The following is a 16,327-nucleotide window of genomic DNA, read 5'->3' as shown; positions in this document are numbered from 1 at the left end:
TTAAATGTATTGATAAATAATTGGAATAAAGCTTTTTAAGCTTATTAGGGGAGATATGATGAGCGATTCAGTAGGAAAGATTTATATTACAAAGGAATATGATAAATTCAGAAAATTAAGAGGACATCGTTGCCTGAAAAAAAACATTAATCTAGAAAAATCAATTAAAAAAAGTGGAATTTTAATACCAATCGAAGTTAATGGTAAATTTGAAATCATAGATGGTCAACATCGATTTGTAATTGCAAAAAAATTAAAACTTTATATACCATATAGAGTGAGTGTAGGGTTAGATATTGAAGATGTAATTACATTAAATTCTACATCTAAATCTTGGACAATAATGAATTTCATAGATAAGTATTGCGTGGATAATAACCAAGCATATCTACGATTGAAAGAACTTGCCATTACTTATCCAAAAATCCCTATTTCTTCATTGGCAAGCGCAGCTGAAGGCTATTTATCGGTTAATTCAAAAACAACTGCAGCTATCAAAAATGGAAATTTTTGTTTTTATAATTATGAAATGTTTCGTACGTTGTTGACAGATTATACTTTGTTTCTTGCTGAGACGAAGATAAAAAGTGGTCAATATGTTTTTTTTACTTTTTTTAATCTCTATACTTTGGAAAATTTTTCCTTCGAGAGACTCACGAATGGAATAAAAAAGAAAATCAATGTAATCAATGGAAATATAAATAGGGAAATCATTTTGGAAGAATTTTTGAAAGCGTATAATTATGGATTAGAAGAAAATAATAAGGCAGCAATTCAATATAGAATCAATAAAAATGACAAGATAGTGGTTATGACAAATAGAAATACAATCTTATTAAAGGTGGGGAGTTAGAAAGTGGACGGAATTCATGGAAAAATTTACTTAGCAAGTGAGTATAACCAATTTAAATTAGTTAAAGGTAACCGCAAGATTGATACAAATTTGAAACTAGAACAATCTATAAAGAAAATAGGTATTTTGCGACCGATCATCGTAAACAGTAATATGGAAATTCTTGATGGACAACACCGTTACTCTATTGCTAAAAAGTATGCACTGCCTCTCCCTTATTATGTTAGTTCTTCCAAAAACATTGACGATATTATTGATTTAAATAATTCTTCAAAAAAATGGAGTATCGAAGACTATATCAATAAATATAAGCAAGATGGATTGTCAGATTATGAGCAACTGGATTATCTAAGGACAGAGTATCGAAATGTTGTGTTTGGAGATATGATTTATGCAGCACAAGGTTATTGTGGTACCGAACGTGAGAGGCATTCATACACACGCAGCGATTTCTTTAGATGTGAACTTAGAAATAATGTATAGTTTTGGGCGCAAACATCCTAGAAATCCGTTTCTCGCCTCATTTAAAAAAGAAACGATCCATACAGGTGTATACGGAATGACAAAAGTATTGCCTGGAAAAGTAATCGAAATAGCCGTTTCGGAAGAACAGTACATAATCATCAAAACAAAAATCGATGAAATAGCTGCAAATGAGACGCAGTACCAATATAATTATGCAGGTTTGTTTTTACATCTTTTTTCTATTCCTTATATCAGTGAGAATCGGTTTCTATGTTCGGAATTCGTCTACTATCTTTTACAATCAAGCGGGGTAGTAAAATATGATATCTCTAGAAACCTGGTCAAACCGCAAATGCTTTTGATGATGGGCGGAAAAATGATTTATAGCGGTGATTTGAAGAAGATAACTCCGGTTGACTGCTTAAATTACTGAACAAAAACTGGCAATGAAGATGCCTGCGCAGTCTTCATTGCCAGTTTTTTTGTCGATAACTATTTTAGAGTATAGGTGATGTCTCGACTTTTTCTGGTTGGCGCTGATAAGTATTGTTTTTTTCTTGATGATGTTTTCTAAGTGTTCGGTATAATGCAAGATAATCTGTATTTTTCGTAAAGAAGTTGAAGACAAAATGGGGCAATTCGTTCTTTTCAGGTAATAGTAAAGCGGAAGAACAAATCAAAAAATCATAGTGTTCTATGTCGTAAGGAGAAAAAGACACTAATCGAACAAAAGAAAGATCTTTTAAACGATTATTGATTTCTTGGCGAAAGAGCTGATTGGATTCCATGATGAGCGAAACAATCAATGGCTGCTGCTGCCCTGCTGACTCAAAATATTCTAGGGTCAACCAAGTAAATAGATCAACCATACAACTTTGACAACTCTGGAGCCACTCAAAACCACTTCGTTTGCTGAATCGAGAAAAAAACTGGTTGATTTGTTCATGAAGAGGGTCAAAATGAACAGATGAACTATGACGGAAATAATTTAACAGACTAAATAAAGTTGGTATACGTTGAGGAAAAATATAATGACAAAGCAATATGTTATGCAAATTCCCATGGATATCAGGATTTTTGCCTAACATTTTTGCGTCTCCTTGGATAATCGACTTTTCCCAGAATTTTTCAAAGCTGAGAAGCATTGTAGATAAAGGATTTTTTTTTGTTAAACGTTGCTGGATCTCTGGCAATCGAGGATCATCCTTCCCTGTGTAAGTTGGAGCGTAATACTGCATGAACAGCAAAAAATGATATTCTGCATGCAGTTGTTCATCTGGTACAGGTAAAATGTTTTTTAGCGCGCCCAATGGAAATAAGCTTTTTTTTGAAAAGATATCTTGATATTTTGCATCATCTTGTACATAAAAACCATGTTTGATCCGTAAATAAGAAATTTCCATAAATAATAAAATCTCTTTTTCTCCTACATAATCCTGTCCAAGCGGGATCTCATGACTTAGCGTTTTGAGAGTTGTTGCTAGTTCTCCTGTTTGAAAATGCTGAAACAAGTCATCTGTTCCCCTAGAAACCGCCCAGATAAAATTAAACAATGTGATTCGAATTAAACGTTCATCGCCTTTAAAAGAGAGTTTGCTGCGATTGAAAGAAATACCAAATTGCTGGATGTAATTTGCTAGCGGCTGAAGGTGACGCATGCAAGAAGCAACACTGACATAGTGAGAGAGACAAAAAGCTTCCATATTTTCAGAGGGATGTTCTAATAAATAAATCAGGCATTGATAAGGTATACCCTTGCGAACCAAAGTGGCAAAGTATCGATCGTAAGGAACCTCTTGAATCGGACAAATGATTTGGCCTTGCGGATTGAACAAGTGCATCTCTGGATTGATAGCAGAAAGATCCATGGCCATTTCTGACAATAGATTTTGTGTCGTGCTGTATACATAACCGAGTTCATCGCTGATAAATTTTATTGAGTATTCTCCATCATCCAATTGATTCAAATAAGAAAAAACAGCTATTTTTTTTTGCTCTTTTTTTGTTAAAAAAATAGTTGCTAACAAAATGCTCACCTCTTTCGAAATAATTTCACAAGTTAAGTATAAGAAAACAACAAAGCTTTATCAAACGTTTCCATAAAATAATATGAAATATCTATTGTTGTTTATTCGTTAAAACAATTTATTCATAAAAGAAGAGGAAAAATATTCATTAAATGTTATGTGATTTTCGCTCTTTTTGTAATCATTTTTGCGAACTCCGCTTCTTTTTTTTGATAAAAAAAGAAAATAATAAATAAAAAAGGTTTTTTATTAATTTGATTTATGCGGTGTTTATAAAGGGTTCCCGTTTTTATGGATGTTATAAAATTAAAAAATAATGAATTTTTTAATTATTTGTGAGAAATAGATTAAGTTGTTACGATCGTGAGGAAGAGAGAAAGTTATAACAACAACGAAAAAGAAGAGTTTGAAAATTGGAATGAGATGAGAGCGTTTTATTTACAGCACACGTAATAACAAAAATCAAAGTGCAAAACAGCATGCAGAATCCAAAAGAAAGGAAGTGGATCATCAATGGATAGTATGAAAAAAAGACAGAAAATCTGGCCTTTTTTGGCTATCTTAGCAATCGTTTTTCCCTATTTCCACGTATTTGCAACTATTTTTCCAAACCAAGTAGAAGCTGTTACAGAGACACAACAAGTTATTTTTGAAGATGCATCTTATGGAAAAGTAGAAGTTTCTTATGTGGAAAAAGAAACAGCAATCGAGTGGAAAATCGATTACCAAAAATACCAAGATACTAGTACAAATGATGAAGTACAACGCTTAGTAAAACTAAGACTAGAACAAGTAGCTAACGGTGTTGGTACGGTCAAAAATATGAACGGCTCGGAATTAATGGAGGAGAACGGCTGGTACGCAGAAAAAGAATTCTCAGCAGAATCAACAGGCGCATTGACAGTCGAAATGCCAAAAGAAGTAACTGAATTAGTGGTAGAAGTACAAATGGATGAACAGCGCACGGTGATACGGGAAGTTGAGACCGTTGTTGAGGTAGAGAATTTATCTGTAGAAGAGGAAGCAGAATCTCAAAGCGTTACAGAGAACCAACAAGTCTATGAAAAAGTTCAGGCAGAAAATATTTTAACAATAGAACAACAAGGACCTCATCAAGTGACTGCACAGATTCAACCAGACGAGGAAGTAGACGTAGCGGAGGAATCGCAGGCAGTAGACACAGAGATTGGTAGAGAAGGTGGAGTCGTTGAAGGAGAAACAGCGACGGAAGAAACAGAAAAAACTGCAATAGAACCTGCGAGTTTACCAAATCCTATCACGAGGAAAACTACTGGTTCGTCAGATCTGCCGCCAATCGATGCTGCTAAACGTGCGCAACTAGCGACAAAAGATGGGAATGGTGTACCCCTAACTCCGCAAGAAGCTTGGGATCAACGCCTGTATGAGATTACGTTTGAATTGGATGCAGATGCTCCGTTGATTCACGGTGCGGCGGATATCGTTTTCCTAGTAGACGGCAGCGGCTCTAGTAATGGGGGAACCAGAGCAGCAGGAATTAGCAAGGCGATGGAACTTTTAGCAGCTGAGTTTGGTGCTCTCTCTGAAGGAATAAGAATCGCTATACTACCAATGACTGGAAATTTTACTTATCCATCGGGAGATTCGATTGGAAAAGTGGAGGAAGTAATCTATGGACCAGGAAGACCTATCAATGTGTCATTTAAATCAATAGATCAATGGTTAAGTGTTGATACGGAAAGCGACAAAACTCAAGTTGAAACTCAGGTTGAAAATATTACTAAAATAGCCGGCGGATCAAAAACAGGGAGACCTGGGATGGAATATGCTGATAAACTACTTACTTCCATGGGGAGTACAAATCAGGGTTTCCTAATATTTGCCACAGGTACCACAATTAATGATTCGGGTGAGGTTAGTAACTATTTTGGTCAAACGAATAGGTTTAATAGGGATGATACTTTTGTTGTACAGCAAGGCAAATCAGATTTAATGGGCTGGAAGGGTTCGGTGATAAATGACGAGTTTAATTATTTTTACGAAGTATACGAAGATGACCACGAAAAAATCAAACTCATGTTCCAGAAAATGATTAAAGCTTTAATCAGCAAGATGAAAATCGCAAACATTCAGCTTACAGATACTTTGAGTGAATATTTTGAAATAGTTTCTATACCTGAAAATGCTGAAGCTGGTCCGATATTCTCTCAGGATGGACAAACTTTCAATGTAACAAATATTGAATTAGAGAGTAATGATCCAGATTCAGGTTCAGATGTCCATTATACATGGAGTACTACTATCCTCGTCAAAGCAAAGGATCATTTTGTTGGTGCGGATGTTGTGCCTACGAATATCAGCGATATCTCTGGAATCATCATTCCAGGTATCGAAGGGACACAACCGTTTACTATAGTTGGAAAAGAGGATGAAGATACAGGTGAAAGAACTAAATATGAGAGGCTGGATACTCCTTATGTAGATGTAAAACTGATTCCTATTACTGGACCAGACACTGAGGAAACGATTTTGCTGAATGGAAAAGCAATGAGTCAGGCTGAAATCGAAAAAGGTTGGGAAGGGAATTTTGAATGGGATACAAACTTGGACCAGTTGCTTATTATTGAACCTGAAATAAATTTTGGAGATTTTGAGCCAGAGCATGTTGATTACCCAGGAATTGACGGTATAGATTACAAAACTGGTTTAATCGCACAAGCAGGATTGGTTACGACAGAAAATCCTGATGCAGTGACGTATATTGAAGATTTTGGTACACAAAGATTTAATTCTGATGAAGACAATTATCCCGGGCACAATCAACAATCTGGGGAGGCTACCCATGAAGTGATTGTTTTAACGACAGAATTAATGATTGATAAAAAATTAAACGGCGAAGCATTACCAGCTGAATTTACGGCTAAATTCCAATTAGAATTAGATTCTTCTGAGCAAATCGGAAAATACGATGAGGAGATCCATGTTTCTTCTACCAGCTCTGAAATTTTCACTGAACTCGGTGTAGGTAGTTACACTTTGACTGAAATTGTTGATCATGGGGGTGTGATACAGCCAGAATCTTGGGAAGTCGTTGTTAAACAAGACCCAGATTCTAATGAACCAAAATTCTTAATCGAAATCACAGGTTTAAGTGTGAATCAAGTTGGTGTACTTGAAAATGGTTTTAAAGTATCCATCAATAACCACACCAAGGCTTTGGAACTTGAAATTCTAAAACTAGATGAGCATTCTAATCTGCCGGTCCCAAATGTTGGCTTTGAAATTTGGACTTATGATAGTTCAAGTTCAAAAATCGCATCAGGAACAACGAATAAAGCCGGAGAGTTAGAATTTATTTTTACAACGGCCGAAAAATTTCAAATAGGAAAAACTTATGAATTAAGAGAAACTGCTGTTCCATCGAATTATATTGGGTTGATAGACTCAATAAAATTCACTGTAGATATCAACGGTGATATCGAACTATTAGATGATCCTGTATCTCCTTACGTATCTGTTTCTAAAAAAAATGTCGGTGAAACAAAAATCACCTATGGATTAAACATCCTCAACAAACCAAAAGGTCAATTGCCGGCAACTGGTGGTCCAGGTCGAAAATCGTCAATGTTTACAGCTGCAGCTTTTATCGTATTTGCGATCATAACGACTGCTTACTATGTCTACCGTAATCGAAAGGGGGCGAAGTAAATGATGAAGAAGATTAAAGGATTCGTCCTCTCTCTTTTACTTTTGCTGCCAATGGTTAGTGCATTTGGATTGACGATCCAAGCAGATACACAAGCAGAAATGATCGATTTGTTTCTCCATAAACGGATCATTCGGGATATCAATGAAAAAGATGTTATTTATCACAATACTGGATTAGAACTAGAAGAAGACTTTGACATCGTTACCGGTCCTACTCCGCTGAACGGCGCAGAATTCAGCGTTTACGATATGACTGATTTTTTCTATGAAGAAGTAACGAAACAATCTGCTGAAGAAGTAATCAAAGAATATTCTACACGAAGCAATGCGCAAAGATTGATCCAGAGTGGGAAAATCCAAGAAGTAGATACTGTAATGACAAGCAATGAAGGCGACGCTCGGGGAATTGCGCGCATACGTGTGCCTCGGATGAAAAACGGCAATTTTGCAGTCTACCTGATATTTGAAAACAGAGTAGAGAATGATGCAATAGAATTCAATATCGATTTTGAAAAAGTCGCTATGCCGATAATCGTTACGCTCCCGATCATGAATCCAACAAATGATGCAGAAGAGCTGAAAGAAATCCATATTTATCCAAAAAACATCGGTTATCTTCGTGATCCTTACTTCTTTAAATATGGGAAAGAAAATCCAGAATCCACTGAACTCGGTGTTCCGCTAGAAGGTGCGATTTTCGTTCTGTATCGAATCATTGATGGACAAAAATATTATCTTGATCTAAACCCAGCCAGTGATTTGCAAAATAGTTGGGTCACTTTAGAAAATGAGGACCCTTTAAATGACCCAAGAATCAGCAGATTTGTTTCTGATAAAAATGGACTTGTGACAACTGGCGGAAGATTGCTGCCATCAGGAGAATATTTCTTTGAAGAAGTCCAGACAGTTGAAGGCTATCAGATTGAAAAAGAAAGTATTCCTGTAATTATCCCCGATACTTGGGAGGATGAAAATGGCAATCCGTTGTACGTAACAGTCAATGGTCAGCAAATGGAAGAACTAGAAAACGGAGATGTGCCTGCTTCTGCGTATGCCAAAGTTCAACCGCGTGTTTATAACTACCGGCTATCAGAAAAACCAGCAGCAACGCCAGAAGGACCAACTTTCACACAAACGCCAGCAGAACCTTCGTGGCCAAAACGCCTTTTACTGCCAAAAACAGGAGCAGAAAAAACACTTATGTCTCTACTTGGCGCGCTGCTCGTATTGATTGCCGCAGCTATATGGTACAGACGCAAAGAGTTGCTGAAAGCACAGTCAAAAAAAGAATAAAATGTGTCGGAAAATAGTTGCGGCTAAAGAAATTTCTTTAGCCGCAAATTAAAAAATTCAGGAGGAAAAGAGATGAGAGCGAAAAGGATATTTAATTTTATAGCAGCTAGTTTGATGGTATTACCCTTTCTCTTAGGATTATTGGGTACGGGAAATGAAGTAGAGGCCCAAAACATTTCGCCGCCAACGGAAGGAAACGTGAATGTTACGCTACATAAGCGTGCTTTTGATGAAATGCCGGGATTGACAAAAAATACAGGGAATATCATGGCGGATTTTGGCGGAGAACCACTTTCTGGTGTCGAATTTACAGTCTATGATGTTACAGAAGAATACCACAGACTGATAAACAACAGCACACAGCAGGACGCAATAGATGCAATCGTCGCTGATTCAACGAACGCCGTGCCAAATTATGCAACCTCACTGGATTCAGGTACAACGGGAGAAAACGGTGAGCTGACATTTGAAAACTTACCTTTGAAAGCAGAAAGTAAAGACGCTGTCTATCTATTTTTAGAAACAGGTACACCAATCGAAGTTCGTGAAAAAGCTGTCCCGATCGTTCTAGCGATGCCGATTTATTCAGGAGAAACATTGAACACAGATATCCATCTATATCCTAAAAATGTGACAAAAGTAGATACAAAAGAGATTACTTCTACATTTGAAAAAATAACCATTGGTGGAGTTGAATACGATAACGTAAATATTGGCGATGTGATCGACTACGCAATCACGATTCACGTTCCCCAAGATATTGCTTATTTTAGTGATTTCATCGTAGAAGATATTCCAAGTGCAGGCTTAGAACTCGTATCGAATTCGATTACTCTACCTGCAGGGCTGAACTTAGGTCAAGATTATACAATTGAAGGAACAACAGCAGGATTTGAAATTACCTTTGATACTTCTCAAGGAATCCAGAATTTTGCCGGAAGTCCTATCACTATCAATTACTCAATGACTTTAACAGGAAACATTGATCCAGATGCTATCTTTGATAATAAAGCAAACTTGACACTTGGGGAAAACACAACACTTATCCCAGGACCAGGAGTTGTAACTGGGGGACATCAATTTATCAAAACAGATGCACACACGCAATCAGGGTTGGCTGGTGCTGAGTTCGTAGTGAAAAATAGAAATGAAGAAGGACAATGGAAATATGCTACTTTTACAAAAGAAGAAGACGATTACATCTTTACTGGTACTTGGTCACCTACTCAAACTGACAATACTACGATAGTTTCTGGTGCGGGTGGATTCTTCAACATCAAAGGTTTTGTAGATGGAACCTACACTTTAGAGGAGACGAAAGCACCATTGGGATATGTCAAATCTGGAGATATAGAATTTGTCATCACTCATGGCCAATATGGTAAAACGAGCTTAAGAACAACAGTAGCTAATACGCCAAGAGGACTTTTGCCAGCGACAGGGGGCAGTGGTATTTTGATTTTCTTAGCCATCGGTATTGGACTTATGCTGGGAGCCCTAGTTTGGTACAAAAATTATAAAAATCGCGTAGAAGCGTAATCGACAAATAGTGCGAAATGGGCTGAATCAGTTATTTAAAACTGTTTCAGCCTGTTTTTAAAAATTTTTCTACATAGAAAAACGAGGAAGTGAGCAAAATGGTAAAATCACAACAAAAAGAATCAAAAAAACAACGAACGAATCTTATCATCAATATACTGATCGTCTTGCTGTTTGCAACAGGTGTCGGTGTTTTTTCGTATCCTTTTTTTGTTGACTCCTTAAATAATTATTTAAGTCAAAAAATGATGGAAAGACATCAAAGAGAGATAGCAGAACAGAACCAAATAAATAGAGAACAAGCATTGGAAGACATGGCAGCAGAAAATGAAAAACGAAAACAAGCAAACAATATCGTTGGGATTGGTTTGATGGAAGATCTTTTTGATCAAAGAGCCGGCAGAGGTGATTATCCCGCAGAATATTTTGAAGAGCGTTTACTAGGAGCGTTATATATTCCAAAAATACGTGTCAGTTTACCAATTTTCAATGAAACCAATGACGTACTTTTAGAAAAAGGAACAACTTTGCTGCAAGGAACTTCTTATCCAGTTGGCGGAGAAAGTACGCATTCTGTAATCACAGGACATACAGGCTTGCCAGACAAAATGATTTTTACAGAGTTGGATAAATTAGAAAAAGGAGATCAATTTTTTCTTGAGGTAATGGGAGAGAAACTGGCGTATAAAGTGGATCAGATCCAAGTGATATTACCCGAGGAAGTCGAGAGTCTTGCTATCCAAGAAGGAAGAGATTTGGTCACACTTTTGACTTGTACACCGTATATGATAAATTCGCATCGTTTATTGGTAACTGGTTACCGCGTCCCATATGTAGAAGAAATGACAGAGAAGATTCAAAATACCAAAAATCACCACAATATTCGATTGCTGATATTCGGGATTTTACTAGCTGTTTTTTTGATTTTGTTCTTCTATTGGTTATGGCGGAAAATCGTGTACTATCGAAGTACAAAACGTTTATACAGACTGAAATTCTATTGGATGGATGGGCAGACTCCAAGAGCAGGACAGACATTTCTTTTATTGAATCGAAAAGGAACTCCTTTGAATAAAGAAAAAACAATAGCAGCAACTAGTCAATCCGATGGAAAAGTAGACTTTGGAGAATTACCAGGAAATATTTATCGTATCCGTTTAAATGGAGAAAAACCAATCGATATCAAAGCCAAAATATGGCGCACTAAAAATCCACAATTCAGCATTGCCGCAAGAGGACGGTATCTGCGGACGTCTAAAATTGGAAAGAACTATTTCATAAGAAAAAGAAAATAAATTATAAAAAGCATAAGCAGCCGTGCTTGACTTATTTCGTTTACAATTGTAAACTAACCCTGAAATAACAAATAACGCAAAATAGTTTATTTGGCTCCTTTTAGTGCACTCTGTTGTACAAATGAAAAATAGCCACCTAGAATAGACTTAAGCGTATATTTTAGTTAGAAGGGGAGGAAAAAAATGAGTAAAAAAATGGATCATGAACATATGGACCATAGTCAAATGAATCACGACGAGATGGATCACAGCAAAATGGACCACAGTCAAATGGATCACGACGAGATGGATCACAGCAGAATGGATCACAGTCAAATGGATCATGAACATATGGATCACAGCAAAATGGATCATAGTCATATGGGACATGATATGGGGCATGGCGGGCACGACCACGGCGGCATGGATCATTCGATGCACATGGGAAACTTTAAGCAAAAATTCTGGCTCTCATTGATTTTATCTATTCCAATCATCTTGATGTCTCCAATGATGGGCGTCGAGCTTCCATTTCAATTTACATTCCCAGGTTCTGAATGGGTGATTTTAGCAATTGGTACATTCTTATTCTTTTATGGCGGTCAACCATTCTTAAGTGGTGCGAAAATGGAACTTCAACAAAAAAGCCCAGCCATGATGACATTGATTGCGATGGGAATCTCTGTCGCATATATCTATAGTGTTTATGCTTTTGTTATGAATTTGCTGCACCCGCATGAACATGTGATGGACTTCTTCTGGGAACTAGCCACATTGATCGTTATCATGCTGTTAGGTCATTGGATTGAGATGGACGCTGTTTCAAATGCTGGCAATGCGCTGCAAAAACTAGCAGAATTGCTTCCTGATACAGTGAAAAGGCTGAATAGTGATGGTACGGAAGAAACGATTTCTTTACAAGATGTTAGAGAAGGCGACCGTTTAGTTGTTCGTTCTGGGGATAAAATGCCTACAGACGGAACGATCGTAAAAGGAAGTACAACAGTTGATGAATCGGCGGTTACCGGAGAATCAAAAGGCGTTATGAAAGACGTAGATGATAAAGTTATCGGCGGCTCTGTGAATGGGCAAGGAACAATTGAGATTACCGTTACAGGAACTGGCGAAAGCAGCTACCTCGCTAAAGTGATGGAAATGGTGCGCAAAGCACAAAGTGAAAAATCAAAACTTGAAAGTCTCTCTGATACAGTAGCAAAATGGTTATTCTATATTGCATTAACTATCGGGATTCTAGCCTTTGTTATTTGGTGGATCGCAGCCGATTTGACAACCGCACTTGATCGAATGGTGACAGTTTTCGTTATTGCTTGTCCACATGCGCTAGGTTTAGCTATTCCGTTAGTTGTTGCTCGTTCGACTTCGATCGCTGCCAAAAATGGTTTGTTATTGAAAAACCGAACAGCTTTAGAAAGTGCTCATGAAATGGATTATGTGATGCTTGATAAAACTGGTACATTAACAGAAGGAAAATTCACTGTTACTGGCGTAGAAGTTTTAACAGATAACTTGTCACAAGAAGAGGCATTGAAATATATCGGCGCATTAGAAGCAAATGCGAACCACCCGTTAGCTATCGGGATCATGGATTATTTAAAAGAAAAAAATATCGACTATTACGAAGCTCATGACATGAAGAGCCTTTCTGGGGTTGGTCTAGAAGCACAAGTAGAAGGAAAAGACGTCAAGATCGTCAACGAAAAAGAAGTACAACGTTTAGGTTTGTCTTTTGATTCATCGATTTTGACAAACTACCAAAACCAAGGAAACACAATCAGCTTTTTGATCATTGATAATGGTTTGGCAGCTATGTTAGCGTTAGGTGACGAAATCAAACCAGAAGCAAAAAGTTTTATTGCCGCGTTGAAAGAACGTGGAATCACACCAGTTATGTTAACTGGTGATAATCCAAAAGCAGCAGAATCAGTGGCTAAATATCTTGGATTAGATGAATATTACGGCGGACTTTTACCTGAAAATAAAGAAGAAATCGTTCAAGAATATTTAAACAAAGGGAAAAAAGTCATGATGGTCGGCGACGGGATCAATGATGCGCCAAGTTTGGCTCGAGCAACAATCGGTATGGCAATCGGTGCCGGGACAGATGTGGCTATTGATTCAGCAGACGTGGTCCTAACAAACAGCAATCCAGAAGACATTTTGCATTTCTTGGATCTTGCAAAACAAACACGCAGAAAAATGGTCCAAAATCTATGGTGGGGAGCTGGCTACAATATCGTTGCTATTCCTTTAGCAGCAGGTTTGCTAGCACCAATCGGCTTTGTACTGAACCCAGCAGTGGGCGCAATCTTGATGTCCTTGAGTACAATCGTTGTTGCACTTAATGCGATGACATTAAAAATCAAAGAATAACCAAGAAAAAAACGAGATCAAACACAATTAAATTAATGTATGAAAAAACCAAGCTGTCTAGAATAACAAGCAGCTTGGTTTTTTCTTTTGAGCAAATTGCAGGATTATGCTATTTTTTACGCAAAGAAATGTTTTTTAGGTTTTTGTGTTGACAAATGTAAACGGTGGGTGTAAGATGATCCTGCGTTCGTTTTCAAGTGTAAACGAAACAGGGACGATTGAAAGCTTAAATAAGAAAGCAGGGGGAAACGTGGAAAAGAAAACTTTTGATATAGAAGGTATGACCTGTGCATCCTGTGCGATGACTGTTGAAAAAGCAGCAAAAAAATTAACAGGTGTCGGCAATGCCGCAGTAAATCTGGCAACAGAAAAATTGAATATCGAATATGATCCATCGCAAGTGACTGCCGAAGACATTGAAAATGCAGTCGAAAATTCTGGATATAAAGCAATAGACACTGAAAAACCAGCTGATTCAGAAACATTCTTGATCGAAGGAATGACCTGTGCATCTTGTGCGCAGACGATTGAAAAAACAGTCAGCAAACTAGTAGGTGCGGGCAATGTCAATGTCAACCTAGCGACAGAAAAAATGAATGTCAATCTAGCAGGTGCAAGTGTTTCTGTTTCAGATATAATGACAGCTGTTTCTGATGCTGGCTATGCAGCACTTCTTCCTGAAGAAAGTACATCCGCAGCAGAAGACAAACAAAAAGCAAAAGAAAAACAAATCAAAAACATGTGGCAAAGATTTTGGATCTCAGCGGTTTTCACTGTTCCGCTTTTATATATAGCAATGGGCCATATGATTGGTTTGCCTCTGCCAGGATTTCTTGATCCAATGAGCAGTCCAGTTGCATTTTCAACGACTCAGCTTATTTTATTGCTGCCAGTCTTGTATTTAGGTACACCTTTCTTCACGGTTGGCTTTCGTACATTATTTAAAGGTCATCCAAACATGGACTCTTTAGTTGCTTTAGGAACCAGCGCAGCGTTTCTATACAGTCTTTATGGGACGGTTTTGATTTACATGGGCGATGCCGAATTTGCAATGAATCTTTATTATGAATCAGCAGCAACGATCCTAACATTGATCACATTGGGTAAATACTTTGAAGTCGTGTCAAAAGGGAAAACATCTGAAGCTATCAAAAAATTGATGGGCTTAGCGCCAAAAACAGCAAAAGTCGTTCGCGGTACAGAAATCATTGATATTCCTATCGAATCTGTCCAAGTCGATGATGTGATCGTTGTTCGTCCTGGCGAAAAAATCCCTGTTGACGGTGTGGTGATTGAAGGAAGTACCTCAATCGATGAATCGATGCTGACAGGTGAAAGCATGCCTGTAGAGAAAAAAGTCGGCGACAATGTTATTGGTGCTAGTGTAAATAAAAATGGTTCTATCCGTTTCAAAGCAACAAAAATCGGTAAAGATACTGCTTTATCACAAATCATCAAACTCGTAGAAGATGCGCAAGGTTCAAAAGCACCAATCGCTAAAATGGCAGATATGGTCTCTGGGATATTTGTGCCGATCGTGATTGTTTTGGCTATTCTTTCTGGTTTAGTTTGGTTCTTTTTAGGTCAAGAATCTTGGGTATTCGCTTTAACGATCACAATTTCTGTTTTAGTCATTGCTTGTCCCTGTGCGTTAGGGTTAGCTACACCAACAGCCATCATGGTGGGAACAGGAAAAGGCGCAGAAAATGGTATTTTGATCAAAAGCGGTGATGCCTTAGAAATTACACATAAAATCCAAACAATCGTCTTTGACAAAACAGGAACAATCACAGAAGGCAAACCAAAAGTGACAGATATCGTTACAAATGGTATAGAAGAAGAACTGCTTTTACAAATTGCAAAATCTGCAGAAGAAGATTCAGAACATCCACTAGGCGAAGCAATCGTTCGTGAAGGGGGAGAAAGAGGTCTGAAATCTCTTCCTATAAATAACTTCCAAGCAATTCCAGGTCATGGGATCAGCGTTGAAATCGATGGTGACCGATTCCATCTTGGAAACAAAAAATTGATGGAAAGCCAGTTCGTTGCTTTTACAACTTTTGAACAAGTCTCTGATCGTTTAGCTGAAGAAGGAAAGACACCAATGTATGTTTCTCGAAACAATACGCTTGTCGGGATCATTGCAGTAGCAGATACGATTAAAGAAACAAGTAAAAAAGCAATCGAACGTCTTCATGAAATGGGCATCGAAGTAGCGATGATTACTGGAGATAACAAGCGAACAGCAGAAGCAATTGCTAAACAAGTCGGAATCGACCGCGTGTTAAGTGAAGTTCTGCCAGAAGATAAAGCAAGTGAAGTGTCTAAACTTCAAAATGAAGGAAAAAAAGTAGCAATGGTCGGTGATGGAATCAACGACGCACCAGCTTTAGCACAAGCAGATATTGGTATCGCTATTGGTTCAGGAACAGACATCGCTATGGAATCCGCAGACATCGTATTGATGAGAAGTGATTTGATGGACGTGCCAAAAGCAATCCAATTGAGCCGTTTGACCATCAGAAACATCAAACAAAATCTATTCTGGGCATTTGCATACAATACATTAGGTATCCCTGTTGCAATGGGAATCTTATATTTGTTCGGCGGCCCATTATTGAATCCGATGTTAGCTGGCGCAGCAATGAGCTTTAGTTCTGTTTCTGTTTTACTGAATGCCTTGCGTTTGAAAGGGTTGAAACTAGACAGTAAATAAAGCAAACTGTTTCTTGTGACCAGCTGCATGAACAAAAAAACAAAGCATATTTTTAAACAATCATTATAAAAATATCGAAAGA

The 16,327-nt window shown here is 37.6% G+C and carries 10 protein-coding genes; 9 read left to right on the top strand and 1 reads right to left on the bottom strand.

All coding sequences use genetic code 11. From position 1 onward, the window contains the following. The first annotated feature begins 58 nt into the window (after nt 1-58). Genes IGI64_RS11880 through IGI64_RS11870 form a run of 3 tightly spaced genes read left to right on the top strand, consistent with a single transcriptional unit; the run spans nt 59 to nt 1,751 of the window. Nucleotides 59-853, top strand: coding sequence for a ParB N-terminal domain-containing protein (locus IGI64_RS11880; protein WP_429940663.1), 795 nt, complete (start codon nt 59-61; stop codon nt 851-853). A gap of 3 nt (nt 854-856) precedes the next feature. Further along, complete coding sequence (locus tag IGI64_RS11875; RefSeq protein ID WP_429940662.1) at nt 857-1,336, top strand: ParB N-terminal domain-containing protein; 480 nt, start codon at nt 857-859, stop codon at nt 1,334-1,336. Continuing rightward, entirely contained in the window at nt 1,245-1,751 is a 507-nt protein-coding gene (locus tag IGI64_RS11870; RefSeq protein ID WP_429940661.1) for a hypothetical protein, read from the top strand. The genes IGI64_RS11875 and IGI64_RS11870 overlap by 92 nt, the downstream gene beginning before the upstream one ends. Before the next feature lie 64 nt (nt 1,752-1,815). On the opposite strand, the gene IGI64_RS11865 is transcribed toward IGI64_RS11870, so the two are convergent. Further along, complete coding sequence (locus IGI64_RS11865) at nt 1,816-3,345, bottom strand: helix-turn-helix domain-containing protein (RefSeq protein WP_429940660.1); 1,530 nt, start codon at nt 3,343-3,345, stop codon at nt 1,816-1,818. A 513-nt stretch (nt 3,346-3,858) separates the two neighbouring features. Between IGI64_RS11865 and IGI64_RS11860 the strand changes: the two genes are divergently transcribed. The 6 genes from IGI64_RS11860 to IGI64_RS11835 all read left to right on the top strand — a co-directional run bounded on the left by IGI64_RS11860 (nt 3,859) and on the right by IGI64_RS11835 (nt 16,245). Then, nucleotides 3,859-7,032, top strand: a complete 3,174-nt coding sequence (locus IGI64_RS11860; RefSeq protein ID WP_429940659.1) for a SpaA isopeptide-forming pilin-related protein — start codon at nt 3,859-3,861, stop codon at nt 7,030-7,032. After that, nucleotides 7,033-8,325 (top strand): pilin N-terminal domain-containing protein, encoded by a 1,293-nt coding sequence (locus IGI64_RS11855; RefSeq protein ID WP_429940658.1) that lies wholly within the window; start codon nt 7,033-7,035, stop codon nt 8,323-8,325. A 72-nt stretch (nt 8,326-8,397) separates the two neighbouring features. After that, a complete protein-coding gene (locus IGI64_RS11850; RefSeq protein WP_429940657.1) occupies nt 8,398-9,864 on the top strand; it encodes a SpaH/EbpB family LPXTG-anchored major pilin in 1,467 nt (488 codons plus the stop codon). Between the two features lie 98 nt (nt 9,865-9,962). Then, nucleotides 9,963-11,159, top strand: a complete 1,197-nt coding sequence (locus IGI64_RS11845; protein WP_429940656.1) for a class C sortase — start codon at nt 9,963-9,965, stop codon at nt 11,157-11,159. A 240-nt stretch (nt 11,160-11,399) separates the two neighbouring features. Next, entirely contained in the window at nt 11,400-13,529 is a 2,130-nt protein-coding gene (locus tag IGI64_RS11840; RefSeq protein WP_429940783.1) for a heavy metal translocating P-type ATPase, read from the top strand. 250 nt (nt 13,530-13,779) lie between these two features. Then, a complete protein-coding gene (locus tag IGI64_RS11835) occupies nt 13,780-16,245 on the top strand; it encodes a heavy metal translocating P-type ATPase (protein ID WP_429940782.1) in 2,466 nt (821 codons plus the stop codon). Nucleotides 16,246-16,327: the final 82 nt, after the last annotated feature.

The sequence above is a fragment of the Enterococcus sp. DIV0210g genome (assembly GCF_050559705.1).
Lineage (GTDB): Bacteria > Bacillota > Bacilli > Lactobacillales > Enterococcaceae > Enterococcus_B > Enterococcus_B faecalis_A.
The sequence above is the reverse complement of the archived record's forward strand: the minus strand, read 5'-3'. Positions and strand labels throughout refer to the sequence as shown.

Coding starts and splice junctions, on each gene's coding strand:
- IGI64_RS11870 (WP_429940661.1), top strand. CDS start 1,245: ATGCAGCACAAGGTTATTGTGGTACCGAACGTGAGAGGCATTCATACA.
- IGI64_RS11855 (WP_429940658.1), top strand. CDS start 7,033: ATGATGAAGAAGATTAAAGGATTCGTCCTCTCTCTTTTACTTTTGCTG.
- IGI64_RS11860 (WP_429940659.1), top strand. CDS start 3,859: ATGGATAGTATGAAAAAAAGACAGAAAATCTGGCCTTTTTTGGCTATC.
- IGI64_RS11845 (WP_429940656.1), top strand. CDS start 9,963: ATGGTAAAATCACAACAAAAAGAATCAAAAAAACAACGAACGAATCTT.
- IGI64_RS11850 (WP_429940657.1), top strand. CDS start 8,398: ATGAGAGCGAAAAGGATATTTAATTTTATAGCAGCTAGTTTGATGGTA.
- IGI64_RS11840 (WP_429940783.1), top strand. CDS start 11,400: ATGGATCACAGCAAAATGGACCACAGTCAAATGGATCACGACGAGATG.
- IGI64_RS11880 (WP_429940663.1), top strand. CDS start 59: ATGAGCGATTCAGTAGGAAAGATTTATATTACAAAGGAATATGATAAA.